The sequence below is a fragment of the Caulobacter segnis genome, from assembly GCF_029543125.1.
In the GTDB taxonomy this organism is placed as follows: Bacteria; Pseudomonadota; Alphaproteobacteria; order Caulobacterales; family Caulobacteraceae; genus Caulobacter; species Caulobacter segnis_D.
This window is the reverse complement of record NZ_JARQWW010000001.1, coordinates 683,368-698,734: the sequence shown is the minus strand read 5'-3', so window position 1 is coordinate 698,734 and position 15,367 is coordinate 683,368. Positions and strand designations below refer to the sequence as shown.

The following is a 15,367-nucleotide window of genomic DNA, read 5'->3' as shown; positions in this document are numbered from 1 at the left end:
GATCTCTTGGTTCAGCCAGACCGGGCCGTGAAAAAGACAAGTACGCTTAGCGTCGTTGCGTTGGCGAGCTAGTTAGAGGCTCCCTCCATAGCGACCCAGCTTGGCGCCAAACGGCCTTCACAGCGATCCCGGTAAGCGATAGAACGAAACATAAACAAATTGGGTTCTCGAGCAGTGACTATAGCTTGCGCTGCGCGTGGTCTCATTTTGGGGGAAGAAATGCAGTTATCAGAAGAAGAGATCAAAAATCTCTCAATCGACAAATTCATATTTCATGTCGTTCATCACCGCAACGATGAGCCGATCTTGCTCGATGAAACGCCCATCGGAGATTTCGAGGGCTTTTTTCTCGAGAGGGCGATGGAAACGTTACGGGGAAACCGATTCACCTTCGCCGACGGTTCCATAACTAGGACCCTGCTGAAGCAGGTCTTGGATGACGAAAACCAGTTCGTACCGGTGTCGAAGACGCTCGCGCAGACATTTCACGCTGGCAGGGATAAGCGCATCAAACCAGGCGTAATGATCTTAATGACGCTGGTCACCGGACAGCGCAAGCTGTTGTCCGTGCTGAAATATGACCACGAAGAGGCAGTCACCTACGACATTACTGACGATGCGAAGGCGATCCTGAAAGCAATCGCGAACTCGTTCACGAAGTCCGCCGACGCGCTGCAAAAATCTGCTTTAGTAGAAATTCTTGATGGCGATGAAGGTGACAGCATCGTTGTTGTAGACAAAACCGTCCGTCATGAGATCACCGATTTCTTCCGTGGATTTCTGGCATGCAAGCGGCTCTTCGATGACAAGCAAATGACCAAAGCCGTAGAGGACCTGGTCGTGGAGGTAGTCAAAAAGCATCAGAACGACCTGCCTACGGATATCACCCAGAACGTGCGGGATCGGTACTACGATACGGTTCAGAAGCGCGATAAGTTCAACGCCACCGATTTCTTTGCCGAATTTTTCGGTGCACATGGCACTGATGCGGTGCGGGCCAGCTTCGACAAAGGTTTGGCCAAAAAGGGCATGGAAGGCGAGGTCTTCAACTTTGACAAAGGTGCCGTGAGAAAGCAGCGTCCACAGAAATATAAGACTGCTGAGGGCGTGAAGATCGACGTGCCGGAACAAGCTTCGGATACCGTGAAGACGACGACGACGGCAGTGGGTACCGTCATCACCATCACGACGAGCCGATTGACGAACCTATGACGCTCGACGAGATGATCGAACTCGGTGTCCTGCTTCAGCGAATGGCCGCATCGAAAGGTGCGGTCTTTGCCGAGACGGCGTCGGTTTGCCGAGTCGATCAGATTTCGAATATTTCCGCTGCGGACTTCGAACGGATTTCTGAGCTGGCCTCGGTGCTGGCCCAGACCGATCGGGGAAAGCTGGCCATGTTTGGGAGCATCAGCGGAGAGGTTGAACTCGCAAATGGTGACGTGTCGAGCATAGAGGGTGAAGCTGTCTCCGTTCGTCTGACGAAGAAGGTCGAAGCAGAGACGGCGTATTTTATCACTCGAAGAGGCTTCGAGACCGCCCTTAGTGATGCAGATTTCATGCGGGATGCTCGCAAAATCTGGATCGCTGAAGACTTCTTGCCCTTCTCTACGAGATCATGCCTCTATTCACCTTGGGGGAGCGCAGTCGAACACAAGCACCTTGATGACATTTTTGATAGCCCACAGCGGTTGGTTCGGGACCAGAGCTATCGGTCGGCGCCTGCCGACATCAGACCCTGGTACCTTATGATCCCAGGTGATGCGACTTCCAGCATTTTCGCCGCTTGGAAAGAAGCTGCCGTCAGAAACCTGATCTTTTGCCTGCCAACCGAAATTCGAGCTTCGAATGGAACCAGACAAGTCGTGCTGAAAGGCGCTAGGTCTGCCTTCGCCGATGTAGATCTCGGCATGCCGCAATCTCAGCTTTTCGACGTTGTCACGGATGCGGTCCGGTGGGTCTACGATCAACAGCGTGATACGGAGACCAAGTTCCACCTTCTCAACAATCACTTGGCTCTGTACTGGCCAGAGAAAGCCAAATGGCCCATGGGTCTTGCAGGTGTATTGGACCACGCGCTGGCAAGCGCTCGAGAGGCCTTTGCTTTCCACCTGCTGGACGACAGCAAGGAAGCGATCAAATCCTTGGGCGATCTCCGGAAAGCGCTGCAGGAAGAGGTTGCGCGATCGCATACAGCTACGCGCGATCTTTTGTCTGCTCTTTGGCGAGATGCAGCCATTGCGGGTGCAGCATTTGCGTTACGTTCGGCTACAACTAATTCCTTTACGGTGAACATTGCTTCGCTAGGCGCGGCGGCTTTGCTGTTTGCAAGCTTGCTGACCACCGTGCTTTCCAATTGGAGATTTGATGTTCTCGCCAAGCAAGTGCGTGCGCAATGGCGGCAGCGCCTTTACGCCTTCATGTCCGAGAAGCAGTGGATGGATCTCGTAACCCGACCTGTCTCTCGGGCCCGATGGGTCTACCGAGTTTCAGTCGTCCCAGTATTAGCAGTCTACATTGTGCTGATTAGTGCACTCTTGTGGGTAGTGTATCCCGCTGAAGTGATGGCCATAGCGCGTCCTGTCCTCGCCCTGCTGTAAGGCGCCTGTAATTCGACAGAGCCTACTTTCGACCAGTGACGGCATCGGACAATAGGCGAAATAGGGACCAACGATGAAAAGCAGGACCCGCACTCACGCCCACAATGACTTGTTCCGGGCGTGGAGTGAATGTCCGGAAGTGGCGCTTAGCGGCCGCCAGGCGCGTCTGCTTTGGCGGCAGGCGATTGGGGGGAGTGGCGGGCTGAAGGTTGGGGAACAGCTGTCAGCACGCTCCCAGCCAGGTTTGTTGACGTCTGGATCGGTAGATACAGGTCCGCAATGGCCTCATGCTCAGGCACATCGGGGGAGTGGGAATAATTCAAAGCCCTTCGCGACCTATCGCGGAGGGCCTTCTTCGATGAAGTCGAGGTTGGCTTGGATCAGCGGATCAGGCCCCGTCGCCAGATAAGCAGGCCGATGACGCCGACTATGGCCGGCGGCGCGGCGTAGGCCAGGCGAATGGCCAGCTCAGCGCTTGCCGATAGCGGTTCACCCGCATCGAAGTCCGTCAGACCGATCACCCAAAGGGCGCCCGCCGCGCCCGCACCCATAGCCAGTTTCAAGGTCACATGGGTGATCCCCTGATAGATGCCCGCGCGGCGCTGTCCGGCCTTGGAGTCCTTCGCCGTCTCTTCAGCGAACAGGCTGAGCAGCAGCATGTAGTCGACCCCCGAGGGCACGCTCTTCAGGACCAGGACCGGCAGGAGCAGAAGCGGGTTATGCGCCGGCGCCAGGAACACGAGCGGCGCGATGAGAATGTCCAGCGCGTAGGCGCTCATCATGGTGCGCGATCGGCCGATCCGCCTGTTGAGCCACGCCCAGGCGGGTAGAGCGGCCAGCAGCACGCCGGTCGGCGCCAGCATCAGGCCTGCTCCCCATCCGGACAGGCCGAGGACGTTCTCAACATAGAAGAGGAAGCTGGCCATGCTCGCGGCGTCCGAGACGCCCGCCAGGCCGTAGAGCGCCAGGGTGACCATCAGGCCCCTGTTGCCCAGCATGTCGCGCAGCAACGCCGGGACATCAGGCGGCGTCATCCTGGCCGTCGGCAGCTCCGCGAACAGGGCCATGACCAGTCCCACCGAGACTGGTGTGATCAAGGCGATGGCGAGGCCCAGCGCGGCGACCGTCGCGGTCTGGCCAAAGCCGAAGCGGCGCTCCAGAACCGCCATGGAGAACAGCACCAGGATCATCCCGGCCGACGCGAACCAGATTCTGGCGCCCGCCACGGCGGCGCGCTCCTGACTGTCGCGACCGAGCTCCAGCCCCCAGGCGCCATAGGGATTGGTGATCAGGGTGTAGCCCAGGTTCAGGGCCAGGCTGCCGGCCAGGGCGACCCCGAAGCCGGTGCCGGGAGGCGCGAGGCAAAGGCCCAGCGCGCCCGCGGCGACGAATGGCGCGCCGAGGATCATCCACGGCTTGCGGCGGCCCAGAACGCCCTTTGCGTTGTCGCTGATCCAGCCGACGAGCGGCTCCACCGCCGCGTCGAGAATCCGGACGATCATGATCACCGCGCCGGCCGCGCCCAGGGACAGGCCGATGGTCCCGACCATGAAGGCGGGGAGGTAAATCCGCCACGCCACCCCGATCGCCTGGAAGAGCAGAAGCGGCAGGGAGAACAAGGCGATGCGCCCCGGCCCGAGCCGATCGGTCTTCTGCATGTGAGCCGCCTTTGGGAGAAGCCGGGGAGGGGCTAGCAGCCCACGGTGACGGTCGCGTGAAAACCTTGGCCTTGGCGGCCTCGCAGTCCGTGAAATCAGGCCTTGGGCGGGAAGATGCTGCCTCCGTAGGCGCACATGTCGGCTTCCAGCCTGGCCGCCTCGGACGGATCAGCCGAGACGGCGCGCCCGACGCCAGAGATCCAGTGTGAGATCAGCAAGGCGTCCATGCGCGTCAGCTGCGGCGCGACCGCTCCGAGGTGCTTGAAGGTGTTGAAGCCTCGGCTGTAGCGGACGCGCGCGGCGAAGTCGGCCAGGGACGGATCGCGGGTCGCCGCGAAGAAGAAGGCCTCGAAGCCGCGTCCTCTCGGCGCCGAACGCCCGACGTCGAGAAAGCTGACCATGTGCTGGCCGATATCGTCATGATCGGCGACCCGGCGGGCGGCTGTGTTCGCCGCCGCCGCCTCGGGCGCATCAACGGTGGTCAGGGCGCTGACCGCCGCCTCGAAGTTGGTCTGGTAGAGATGCGCGTAGCCTGCCGCCATGAGGGCGCTGCGGGTGGGGAAGTGATGGGTCACCGCGCCCAGGCTCAGGCCGGCCTTGGCGGCGGCGGTGCGGTGGGTGAGGGCGCCTTCGCCGCCTTCGTCGACGGCGGCCACCACGGCGTCGGCGATCCGTTCCGCCGCGGGCGACAGCGAACGAAAGACGACGGTCTCCTGCGACAGGCGTTCGGCGGCGAGCCGCCAGGGCGTGGGGCGGGCCAGCATTTCGGGGTCGCGCGACAGCCGCGCGGCGAGCCTGAGGCAGACCTCCTCCAGCCCCGCCCGGTCGTGAGGCGCGCGCCAACGGGCGAGATGTCCGAAGCGCTCGGACTGCAGGATGGGCGCGACCACTACGGCGAGCTTGGCGTCCAGGCCGAAGCGCGGCAGCACCGTGGTCCAGAAGTCGCGCCAGACCTTCAGCCAGCGAACCGCCGTGTCCGAGGGTCGCCAGGGCAATCCCGTGAAGTCGCAGGCCTCGGCATGCGCCTGCACGCGGCGGTCGGCGCACCAGCTGTCGATCAGAGCGGCGGCGAAGGCGGGGAAGGCGTCCGCCCGCCAGGGTTCGCCGGCTTCGATTTCCTCCAGGCGGCGATCCAGCCAGCGCTCCGCCTCGGCGACCGCGTCGTTCTGAGCGATGCCGTACAAATGTTCAATTGAGCCAAAATAGTAGTTGATGGCGGAGGCGGATGCGCCCGCCCGGGCGGCCACGCTGCGCGAAGAAGCGCCGTCGACACCGGCGTCGGCCATCTGCGCGAGAAAGGCGTCCACCAGCTCCGTGCGGCGGTCTGCGGCGCTATTGGCATCATTAACGTTGCCGGGCGCGCGTTCGGGCGACTTCGTCATGCTTGTGGGTGTGCCTCTAATCGCGCTGGGTGGCAACGGGCGGCGTGATGTCACCGAGGTGTCGCACTGGCGTCGCGAAGATGCAGAACAAACGTTCTAACTAGCCCTCCCATCATCATCTGACGGGGGCGCGGCCATGCGCGAAAGTCCATCCATCCTCTCTCTGCGGGCTGTTCTCGGCGGCGGCGTCGCGGCCATGGCTCTGATCGCCGCGGGCGCCGTGCAGGCCCAGACGGCGGCGGACTCCCAAGCCCGGCAGAATGAGGCCCGGACGGTGGACGACATCATCGTCACCGCCTCGCCGATCGTCGGCAGCCAGCGCGCCGCCCTGGTCCAGCAGCGCAACGCCGACAACCTCATCAACGTCATCGCCTCCGACACGGTGGGTCAGTTCCCCGATCAGAACTCCGCCGCCGCCCTGGCCCGCCTCCCGGCCGTCGCCGTACAACGCGACCAGGGGCAGGAGCGCTATCTGCAGGTGCGTGGCGGCCCGAACCGCTGGACCAGCGTGTCCGTGGACGGCGTCAACATCGTCGGCGTGGACGAAGGCGGCGTGTCGCGCGCCTTTCGTTTCGACGCCGTTCCGGCCGTGATCCTCAGCTCGCTGGAGGTCAACAAATCGCTGACCCCGGACCTGCCGGGCGAAGCCATTCTGGCGCGGGTCAATCTGCGCACCTTCTCGCCCTTCGACCGCAAGGGATTCCACGTCCAGGGCGACCTCGGCTACGGCGAGATGAACCTTGGCGGCGGGCCGCAGGAGCAGGCCGCCCTGCGCGCCTCCTGGTCCAATGACCGCTTCGGGATCATGGCGGCGGCGTCGCACTACGAGCGCGAGCAGCTTACCGACAACCGGGAGTTCACCTACAATCCGACCACCGGCTTGCCGGAAGCCTTCGACATCCGCAGCTACCGTGTCACCCGCTCCAGCGAGGCGGCCATGCTGGGCCTGGCCTTGCGCCCGGCGGACGGCCACGAGTTGTTCTTCAAGTCGCTCTATTCGAACTTCAACGACGACGAGGAGCGCAACCAGTACGTCCTCGAACTGGCCGATGCGGCCTCGGGCGCCGTGGGCGAGCGTTCGGGCGATCTGGTCGGCGTGCCGGTCACCGGCGCCTTCAACTACGGCGAATACCGCAACAGCAACTGGATCAACACGCTCGGCGGCGACCACGAGTTCGCGGCCTGGGATGTCAGCTGGCGCATCAACTACACCGAGACGGAGAACACCACCTGGCTGCCCATGATGCGCCAGATGTGGGTGGATCCGCGCACCGCGCCGTCGATCTCCTACGACCGTTCCGACGCCAATCTGCCGATCATCACGCTCTATGACACGGTCGCCGGAGCCGGCGGTCTGACCCGGGGCGCCGCTCGCGACGCGCTGCGTCAGGACAATCCGAACGTCAGCCTGATGATCCCGATCACCAGCGCTGTGGAGACCGACAGCTGGGTCTACAAGCTGGACGGAACGCGGACCTTCCACTGGGGCGGCCGCACCGTCGAGCTCTCCATGGGCGCCGCGCATGACAGCCGCGAAGTTCAGGGCGCCGCCATCGCCACGACTTCGGTCCTGATGCTGCCCTCACTGCTTCCCCGCGTCGGCATGACCTTCACCCCGGGCAAGTACGTCACCGACAAGCCCTGGGACACCGGCTTCCCGCTCGGCTTCCGGATCAACTGGGTGGACAACGGCGCCATGCGCGGCGACATCGACGCCATCTTGCAGGCGCTCGGAGGTGCGGGGCTGTACAGCCGTGAGGGACTGACGGCGCCCAACGCACGCTACGCAATCAAGGAAGACCTGACCGCCGCCTACGCCAGCGCCAAGTTCGAGGCTGGCCCGGCCCAGCTCGTCGCCGGCCTGCGCGTCGAGCGCCTCTCGCAGGACATCGGCGGTTTCGTCCCGGGCACGAGCGGCTTCACCGCAGTGAACGCCAGTCAGGACGACACCAGCCTGTTCCCGAGCATCAACGTGAAGTTCGACCTGAAGGACGACCTGGTGCTGCGCCTCGCGGCCCAGACCGGCATCGCCCGGCCGTCCTTCGCGGTGGTGCGCACCAGCGCCACGATCGACGACACCGGCCGCCGCGTCACCGCCGGCAACCCCTATCTGGAGCCCGAGCGCACCTGGGGCGGCGACGCCTCCCTGGAATGGTATCTGCCGGGCTCGGGCCTGGCTTCGGTCAGCGGCTTCTACCGCAACGTCGACAACGTCCTTTTCGACAGCAGCACCCGCGTGTCGGGCGATCTGTTCGACGCGCCGGGCCTGGACCGCACGGGCTATGAATATGTGACGACCCTGAACGGCGGGGAGGGCAAGCTGTACGGCGTCGAGTTCGCCTACATGCAGCAGTTCGTCTTCCTGCCGGGCGTCTGGGACGGCTTCGGCTTCCAGGGCAACCTGTCGCTACTGAGCGGCGACTTCAAGTCGCCGGACGGCCGCACGGTCGACTTCCCGGGCGTGTCGGACACCATCGCCAACGCCTCGATCTTCTACGAGAAGCATGGCCTGTCGGCGCGCCTCAGCTACCAGTGGCGCTCCAAGTGGATCGACACCCTCACCTTCGAGGGCTTCGGCGACCAGATGCGCGACGGCTACGAGAACCTCGACCTGTCGGTGCGCTACGCCATCAACGACAACGTCTCGATCTACTTCGACGCCAACAATCTCACCGACGAGACCTACGTCGCCTACGAAGGCGACCGTCGTCACCCCACCGAGGTCGAACAGGTCGGCCGCCGCTATCTGGCCGGCGTGCGCTTCCGCTTCTGATCGCAAGGACAAGGAAAACAAAATGAAGAAGTTTCTTCTGTGCGCGGCGGCGCTGGCGCTTCTGGCCGGCCCCGCTCCGGCGGCTCCGGCCCGTCAGGCCGCCCCGGCCGAACAGGCCGCACACCAGCGGCTCCTGCCGCTGAGGACCGTCCAGAACGCTCGCGACATCGGCGGCTATCGCACCGTCGACGGCCGCACCGTGAAGTGGGACGTGATCTTCCGCACCGCCGAGCTGTCGCATCTCGACGACGCCGATATCGCGGTGCTGAAGGGCAAGGGCGTGAGCGCTATCCATGATCTGCGCACGGTGGAGGAGCGTCAGGCCGAGCCCACCGCCTGGACCGGCACCGGGGCGCCGAAGATCACCACCTTCGACTACTCCATGGATCACTCCGCCATGGCCGGCCTGCTGCGCGGCGGCGCGACGGTCGAGAGCGCGCGTACGGTCTTCGCCAACTCCTATCCGCAGATGCTGAAGATGCAGCGCCAGCAGCATAGGGCCCTGTTCGCCGATCTGCTGAAGGGCGAGGGCGCGGTGCTCTATCACTGCTCGGCGGGCAAGGACCGCACCGGCATGGCCACGGCCCTGATCCTGTCGGCCCTGGGCGTGCCGCGCGAGACGATCCTCGCCGACTACGAGCTGTCCAACCGCTACTACCGCCCCGATCCGGCGGCCATGGCGGCCAGCAATCCCCAGGCCGCCGCTTTCGCCCGTCTGCCCGAGGACATCCGCGCGGTGTTCATGGGTGTGGACGCCCGCTACCTGCAGGCCGTGTTCGCGGTGATCGACCGCGACTACGGCTCGGTCGAAGCCTATCTCGACCGTGAGCTTGGCGTGAACGCCGCCGGCGTCGCCCGCCTGAAGGCGCTCTATACGGTCTAGTCTTCCGGAAGAGCCGCCCCCGCCATAAGGCGCCGGCTCCTTTGGTGAAAGCAGGCGCCCGTCCCCGGCGCCTGCTTTTTCATTTCGGGCTGGCGGCTGCTTTCTCGACGGATCGGAAAACTGTCACCTAATCCGAATATGAAACGTTTCACTTAATTCCATTCCGCGCCGCCGGCGGTGCGAAGTAGGGGGCTTTTTGAGTGATGAAGACGTCCGTCTGGCTTGTTTCCACCGCGGCCTGTGCGCTGCTCTCCGCCGCGCCGGCCATGGCGCAGGGGACGTCCGCCGAAACTCTCGATGAGGTGGTGGTCACCGCCGAGCGCTTCGGCTCCGGACTGACCCGCGCAGTGTTCACACTGGGCGCCGAGGACATCCAGGCCCGTCCGCTGGGCGCGGAGATCACCCAAGCCCTGGTCAAGGCGCCGGGGGTCCAGGTCTCCACCGGCGACGCGCGCGGCGGCAGCTTCTCGTTCGAGATCTACATGCGCGGCCTGACCGACGAGCAGATCGGCCTGACCCTGGACGGCATCCCCACCGGGGACTCCCGCTTCAACGGCGGCTCGCCGCCGCAGCGCTTCATCGAGTCCAGCAACGTCTCGCGGATCACCGTCTCCCAGAGCGCCGGCGACATCGGCGCGCCGTCGCGCTTCGCCCTGGGCGGCTTCATCGACTTCGTCACCGACGCGCCGCGTCCGGACTTCGGCGCCACGGTCGAGGCGGGGGCGGGCTCGTTCGACTTCCGCCGCATCTACGGCCGCGTCGACAGCGGCGAGATCGCGCCGGGCCTTGCGGGATATTTCACCTATTCGCATCAGCAGAACGACGTGTGGGCCGGCCGTCAGAGCCGGGGCTCCGAGCGTGAACACTACGAGCTGAAGGTGGTGAAGGACTTCGCCAACGGCTCGTTCCTGAAGGCCCGAGTCTCCTACAACGACCAGACCGACAACGACTTCAACATCGTCACGAAGGGCGAGTTCGAAGCCGACCCCAAGAGCGACCGCGCCCTCGACGTCATTACCGGCATCCCGGCGCGCGACATCGATTTCGGCGGCGCCCTGGGCGGCTGGCGCAAGGACTGGATGGCCTATCTGAAAGGCCGTCTGCAGGTGTCCGACGACATCAGCCTGGACGTGAACCCGTACTACCAGACCCTGGACGGGGAATCCTTCCGCTACCAGGACCGCCAGCGTGTCCTGACCGGCGGCGATCCGCGCGCAGTGAGCAGCTACAACGCCAACGGCGGGGCCGTGCGTCCGACCCTGACCACCATCCGCAACAGCAATGCGGTCGGCGGTCCGGCCGACATGCGCGTCACCCCGCGTGAACGGGAACGTTATGGCCTGACAAGCGAACTGAAGGTCAACAATCTGTTCGGCCGCGGCCACGACCTGCGCGTCGGCGCCTGGTGGGAAGGCGGCGACTCAACCGAGCGCCGCAACTTCTATCCGATCCTGAACTCCGCCCAGTCGACGGCCTATGACCGCTCGCGTCTGAACTATGTGGAGTACGAGCGGACGGCCTCGGTCGAGACCCTGATGCTCTATGCTCAGGACCAGTTTCGTCTGCTGGATGACCGCCTGAAGATCGACCTGGGGGTCACGTGGTACGACGTCAGCTATGACGCCAAGTCGCCGTTGGAGTACCGGGCCAACGTCAAGTTCTCGCAATCCTCGGATGTGAATCCGAAGCTGGGCGCGACCTACCAGCTGACGCCGGAGCTGGAGATGTTCGGCGGCTATGCCAAGAACTTCGCCGGCATCCCCGAGGACGCCTTCCTCGGCTCGACCGCGGTGATCAATCCGGGCGATCTAGATGCGGTGCAGACCGAGAACCTCGACGCCGGCCTGCGCTATGTGAAGCCGAACATGGCCTTGTCGGTCCAGGCCTACAATGTCGAGCTGAAGAACAATGTCGGCATCGTCCCACGCGATCCGACCGAGACCCTCGATCCGCAGGAAGTGGTGCGCGGCAACGTCGCCACCAAGGCCGCCAACATCGCCGGCGTCCGCACGCGGGGCGTGGAGCTGACCGGGTTCTACGACTTCGGCATGATCGATCTCTACGGCTCCTGGACCAAGCAGGACGCCGAGCATGACGACCCGGCGCGAGGCAGCGCCCAGCGCCTGGCCCTGGCTTCGGTGGGGGTGATCGGCGGGGCCGGGGTGCGCGACATCCCAGAGACCAGCTTCTACGGCCAGGCGGGCATCGAGCCGATCGACGGCCTGCGCCTTGAAGCCAGCGTCCGCCACGTGGGCGAGCGGGTCGGCGGTCACATCATCGCCCCGACCACCTTCGGGGAGGTCGGCGTCGAGAAGATCGACGGCTACACCCTGACCGGCCTGTCGGCGACCTACGATCTGAAGCGCGCCGGCGTCCCCGATCTGCGCATCCAGTTCAACGTCGACAACCTGTTCGACGAGCGCTACATCGGCGCGGTCAGCAGCTCGACCGCCACCCAGCCGGAGTTCGGCCTGACCAGCGGCCCGTCCGTCCGCACTTTGGACCGCTACTTCGTCGGCGCGCCGCGGACCTACACCTTCTCCGTCCGCGCTCGCTTCTGACCCACGTAAGGGCGCCGCGCCGCAGATCCCCGTCCGGTGCGGGGCCCGCTTGACGCTGGCGTCGCCAAGGCTCAGTCCAGGGGCGCCGCAGGGACCGTTCATGGCCGAATCCGAGTTTCCGCAATCGCGACGCGCCACCCTCAAGGACGTGGCCAAGGCGGCCGGTGTGTCTTTGGCCAGCGCCTCCTACGCCATCAATGGCGCGGGCTCGGTGGGTGAGGCGACCCGCGCCCATATCCTGAAGGTGGCCTCCGAGCTGGGCTATCGCCCCAACCAGAGCGCCAAGGCCATGAAGACCGGGCGCACGGGCGCCATCGGCCTGATCGTGCCCGACCTGACCAACCCCTTCTTTCCGAACCTGGCGCAGGTGGTGATCCAGGCGGCGCGCACCCATGGCTACAGCGTCTTCCTGACCGATACCGAAGGCTCGCCCGAGGCGGAGCAGAACGCCGCCGGCCTTCTGGTCCAGCACGGCGTGGACGGCGTGATCTGGTTTCCCATCGACGATACCGGAGCGGTCTCCAAGATCATCGACGGGGTGCCGGCCGTGGTGCTCGACCGCAACCTGCCTGGCTATGACGTGATCCAGGCCGATTACGCACAGGGCGGCCGTCTGGCGGCGGAGCATCTGATCGCTGCCGGACATCGCCGCATCGGCGTCATCTCCGGACCGCACGCCGCCTCCAGCGCCCGCCAGCGCGCCGAGGCGGCCATCGCCGTGGTGGAAGAGAAGGCGCAGCTGGCTTGGCACGTCCACAACGCCTTTTCCGTCGATCTCGAGCCGCAAGTGAGGGAGGCGCTGGAGCGGCGGGAGGCCACCGCCGTCATCGCCGGGGCCGACCTGATCGCCATCGGCGCTCTGCGCCACGTCCGGGCGATCGGTCAGTCCTCGCCTGACGACGTTTCCGTGGTGGGTTTCGATGACATCCCCTGGGCCCAACTGCACACGCCGTCCCTGACAACAATCGACATGCCGGTGGAGGAGATGGCCGCGGCGGCGGTGGAGACCCTGATCCGCCGCTTGGGCGCCAAGGGCGAGCCGCCCAGCCGTCAGGTGTTTAGCGTGCGGTTGGTGGCGCGCGAATCCGTGCGGGTCCTGAAGTGATCCGTCATGCGCTCCTTGGCGGCCTCGCCGCCCTGGCGACCGCCGCCGCGGCTCTTGCCGCGCCCTTGTCGCCGGGGGATCTGCGGCTGATCGGGGCGCTGGAGATTCCGAAGACGCTTGTCGTCGACGGCGCGTCCTTCGGCGGGGTTTCCGGCATCGACTACGACCCGACGACGGACGAGTGGCTGATGATCTCGGATGACAAATCCGATCTGGCTCCGGCGCGCTTCTATGTCGGTCGCCTGGAGTTCGACGCCAAGACGGTGAGCGGCCTTCATCTTCAGCGCGTCGTCTCGCTTCGCCGAGAAGATGGATCGACCTTTCCCTCCGCTCGCGAGCCCTCGGGCGAGCGCGCCGACGCGGAATCCATCCGCATCGACCCGGTCGATGGCAGCCTGCTGTGGTCCACCGAAGGTGATCCGCAGCGCCGCTTCGATCCGGCGATCCGGCGCATGGATCGCCAGGGCAACCCACTGGGCGCTGTCGCCCTGCCGGATATGTTCAGCTTCCGGCGCGGCGCCCGGCGCAACCAGACTCTCGAAGGCTTGAGCTTCTCCGCTGATGGCCGGACGCTATGGGCCGCCATGGAGGGGCCGCTAATCCAGGACGGCCCGGTCAGTACGGTGGCGCAGGCCGGTGTCGTCCGCCTGACCCGGCTCGACAGGCAAGGCCGCATCCAGGCGCAATACGCCTATCGCCTCGATCCGGTGCAGGCTGCTCCGGCCCGTCGCGGCGACAACGGGATCAGCGAAATTCTCGCGGTCGACGAGCGCCAGCTGCTGATCCTGGAGCGCTCGGGCGTCGAGGATGCGCAGGGGCGTTTCATCTTCCATTGCCGGATCTACGTCGTCGATGTGAGCGGCGCTCTCGATGTCTCCGGCGAGGAAAGCCTGGCCAATGGCGACATCCGCCCGCTGACGAAGCGGCTGCTGGTCAATTTCGACCGATTGCCCGACGTGGCCGCCGCCAATCTGGAGGCCATGGCTTGGGGGCCAGTCGTGGGAAAGCGTCGCAGCTTGGTGCTCATGGCCGACGACAACTTCGACCCGACCCAAAAGGGTCAGGTGGTCGTCTTCACGCTCGCGGCGCGGTCCTGAAGGCAATCTCCCTTCAGTTGAGTGAGGCTAGTGAGGGGTGAACGCGCCTTCGAACCGATTACGCTCGTTGTGGTTGGACGCCGCCACGATCTTGTAGCTGGCCCCGCACGGCGCGCCGCGGACCGCCACGTGCGGCGGGTGAGCCATCCATAATTGCGGCGTTTGGCCGATGCATACCCGTTCGACCAGCGATGACGCCACGTTCTGCGGGGTCATTGGAAGGTAATGGAACTTTCTGTCGAACTCCCAAAGTCCAGGAGCGAGCGGCTCGTCAGCGCTTAAGGACGCCAGAGCCAATAGCGTCAGTAAAGACAGCAGAGATTGGCCTCAGCGGAATACCCGGCTCGGGCCGGCCCCTGTGGAGAACTAGAACTTGTAGTCTGCATCGGCGCGGCACATTGCGTTGCTGTAGTCCAGCACTGCGGCGCCGCTGTTGATGGCGCTGCGAACCCTCGTCTTGAATGAGGATTCGGGAATCTGTGTGATCACGGCCTTGTCGCGATCAGCGATCGCGAGATCCCGGGAGGCGGTGATGACTTCAACCTTGCCGCCAGGCGCCCGTGCGATGGCTAAAAGTCTTTGGTCATGCGTCGTGACGAGCTTGCGGCATCGATGTCCAGCGTCGCAAAGCGCCACATGCACAGCGTCTCGACCACTTGGTGCGCCATCGGTGTCGACGAAAATGGCTGCGCTGGGGGCGGCGTTCGCCGGTGGAAGAGCGCCACAGAAGAGGCTTTGCGCCTGCACCTCAGAGCAGCCCGCTGTCAGCAGGGCGGCGAAACAAAGCGCGCTCAAGCGGATAATCACGAGCACGCCGCCTGAATGATTGTGAAGATCTCTTGATTGGTCATCGGGTTGCCATTCAGGAACGCTTTGCCCGCGGCAATGCCTGCTGCGACGTGTGATCTATCTTCAGCAGAGCCACCTTGTACCAGAAGTCCCACCCGTCGTTTCCGCTCTGCGTCCAACCGGCAGCCGCGTGAAGCTCAGCCTCAGTTATCCCGCCTAGAATTCCCAGCATTCCGTACAGGTAATTCCCAAACGCTTCGAACGCGCTTGCGGTCACCGTCTGTCCAAAGTGCGGAACTATGGTGGGTCACGCGCGGATTTGCTCCCTCCTCGCGCTTGAGATCTGAGAAGAAGCGCTACGTTTCTAATTCCATCAAAGCCAACGTCCAGCCCCCGGTGTGTCCGCTGCGCCCTAAGATTGTTTGTCCCAGCAGCGAGCATCAGACGAGGGAGCTCGGCTTAATGACGCCGGAACTCAGAAACTCAGACGTCACCTCTGCTGGTCGCCAGGACCGCCGG

The 15,367-nt window shown here is 64.5% G+C and carries 10 protein-coding genes; 7 read left to right on the top strand and 3 right to left on the bottom strand.

The genetic code is table 11. The features are described from left to right. Positions 1-219 precede the first annotated feature (219 nt). A complete protein-coding gene (locus P7B02_RS03365; protein WP_277784889.1) occupies positions 220-1,212 on the top strand; it encodes a nucleoid-associated protein in 993 nt (330 codons plus the stop codon). Beyond that, a complete protein-coding gene (locus tag P7B02_RS03360; RefSeq protein ID WP_277784888.1) occupies positions 1,209-2,600 on the top strand; it encodes a hypothetical protein in 1,392 nt (463 codons plus the stop codon). The genes P7B02_RS03365 and P7B02_RS03360 overlap by 4 nt, the downstream gene beginning before the upstream one ends. Before the next feature lie 380 nt (positions 2,601-2,980). Here the strand turns inward: P7B02_RS03360 and P7B02_RS03355 are convergent, their stop codons facing one another. After that, complete coding sequence (locus P7B02_RS03355; RefSeq protein ID WP_277784887.1) at positions 2,981-4,258, bottom strand: MFS transporter; 1,278 nt, start codon at positions 4,256-4,258, stop codon at positions 2,981-2,983. Positions 4,259-4,353: 95 nt separating this feature from the next. After that, complete coding sequence (locus tag P7B02_RS03350) at positions 4,354-5,565, bottom strand: TetR/AcrR family transcriptional regulator (protein WP_277784886.1); 1,212 nt, start codon at positions 5,563-5,565, stop codon at positions 4,354-4,356. A gap of 211 nt (positions 5,566-5,776) precedes the next feature. Between P7B02_RS03350 and P7B02_RS03345 the strand changes: the two genes are divergently transcribed. The 5 genes from P7B02_RS03345 to P7B02_RS03325 all read left to right on the top strand — a co-directional run bounded on the left by P7B02_RS03345 (position 5,777) and on the right by P7B02_RS03325 (position 14,059). Further along, complete coding sequence (locus tag P7B02_RS03345; protein ID WP_277784885.1) at positions 5,777-8,413, top strand: TonB-dependent receptor; 2,637 nt, start codon at positions 5,777-5,779, stop codon at positions 8,411-8,413. A gap of 22 nt (positions 8,414-8,435) precedes the next feature. Next, positions 8,436-9,296, top strand: a complete 861-nt coding sequence (locus P7B02_RS03340; protein WP_277784884.1) for a tyrosine-protein phosphatase — start codon at positions 8,436-8,438, stop codon at positions 9,294-9,296. A gap of 203 nt (positions 9,297-9,499) precedes the next feature. Continuing rightward, positions 9,500-11,857, top strand: coding sequence for a TonB-dependent receptor (locus tag P7B02_RS03335; protein WP_277784883.1), 2,358 nt, complete (start codon positions 9,500-9,502; stop codon positions 11,855-11,857). Between the two features lie 100 nt (positions 11,858-11,957). Beyond that, positions 11,958-12,962 (top strand): LacI family DNA-binding transcriptional regulator, encoded by a 1,005-nt coding sequence (locus P7B02_RS03330; protein WP_277784882.1) that lies wholly within the window; start codon positions 11,958-11,960, stop codon positions 12,960-12,962. Beyond that, positions 12,959-14,059, top strand: a complete 1,101-nt coding sequence (locus tag P7B02_RS03325; RefSeq protein WP_277784881.1) for an esterase-like activity of phytase family protein — start codon at positions 12,959-12,961, stop codon at positions 14,057-14,059. The genes P7B02_RS03330 and P7B02_RS03325 overlap by 4 nt, the downstream gene beginning before the upstream one ends. A 366-nt stretch (positions 14,060-14,425) precedes the next feature. Here the strand turns inward: P7B02_RS03325 and P7B02_RS03320 are convergent, their stop codons facing one another. Continuing rightward, a complete protein-coding gene (locus tag P7B02_RS03320) occupies positions 14,426-14,872 on the bottom strand; it encodes a hypothetical protein (RefSeq protein ID WP_277784880.1) in 447 nt (148 codons plus the stop codon). Positions 14,873-15,367 lie beyond the last annotated feature (495 nt).

Coding starts and splice junctions, on each gene's coding strand:
- P7B02_RS03355 (WP_277784887.1), bottom strand. CDS start 4,258: ATGCAGAAGACCGATCGGCTCGGGCCGGGGCGCATCGCCTTGTTCTCC.
- P7B02_RS03340 (WP_277784884.1), top strand. CDS start 8,436: ATGAAGAAGTTTCTTCTGTGCGCGGCGGCGCTGGCGCTTCTGGCCGGC.
- P7B02_RS03345 (WP_277784885.1), top strand. CDS start 5,777: ATGCGCGAAAGTCCATCCATCCTCTCTCTGCGGGCTGTTCTCGGCGGC.
- P7B02_RS03360 (WP_277784888.1), top strand. CDS start 1,209: ATGACGCTCGACGAGATGATCGAACTCGGTGTCCTGCTTCAGCGAATG.
- P7B02_RS03335 (WP_277784883.1), top strand. CDS start 9,500: ATGAAGACGTCCGTCTGGCTTGTTTCCACCGCGGCCTGTGCGCTGCTC.
- P7B02_RS03330 (WP_277784882.1), top strand. CDS start 11,958: ATGGCCGAATCCGAGTTTCCGCAATCGCGACGCGCCACCCTCAAGGAC.
- P7B02_RS03365 (WP_277784889.1), top strand. CDS start 220: ATGCAGTTATCAGAAGAAGAGATCAAAAATCTCTCAATCGACAAATTC.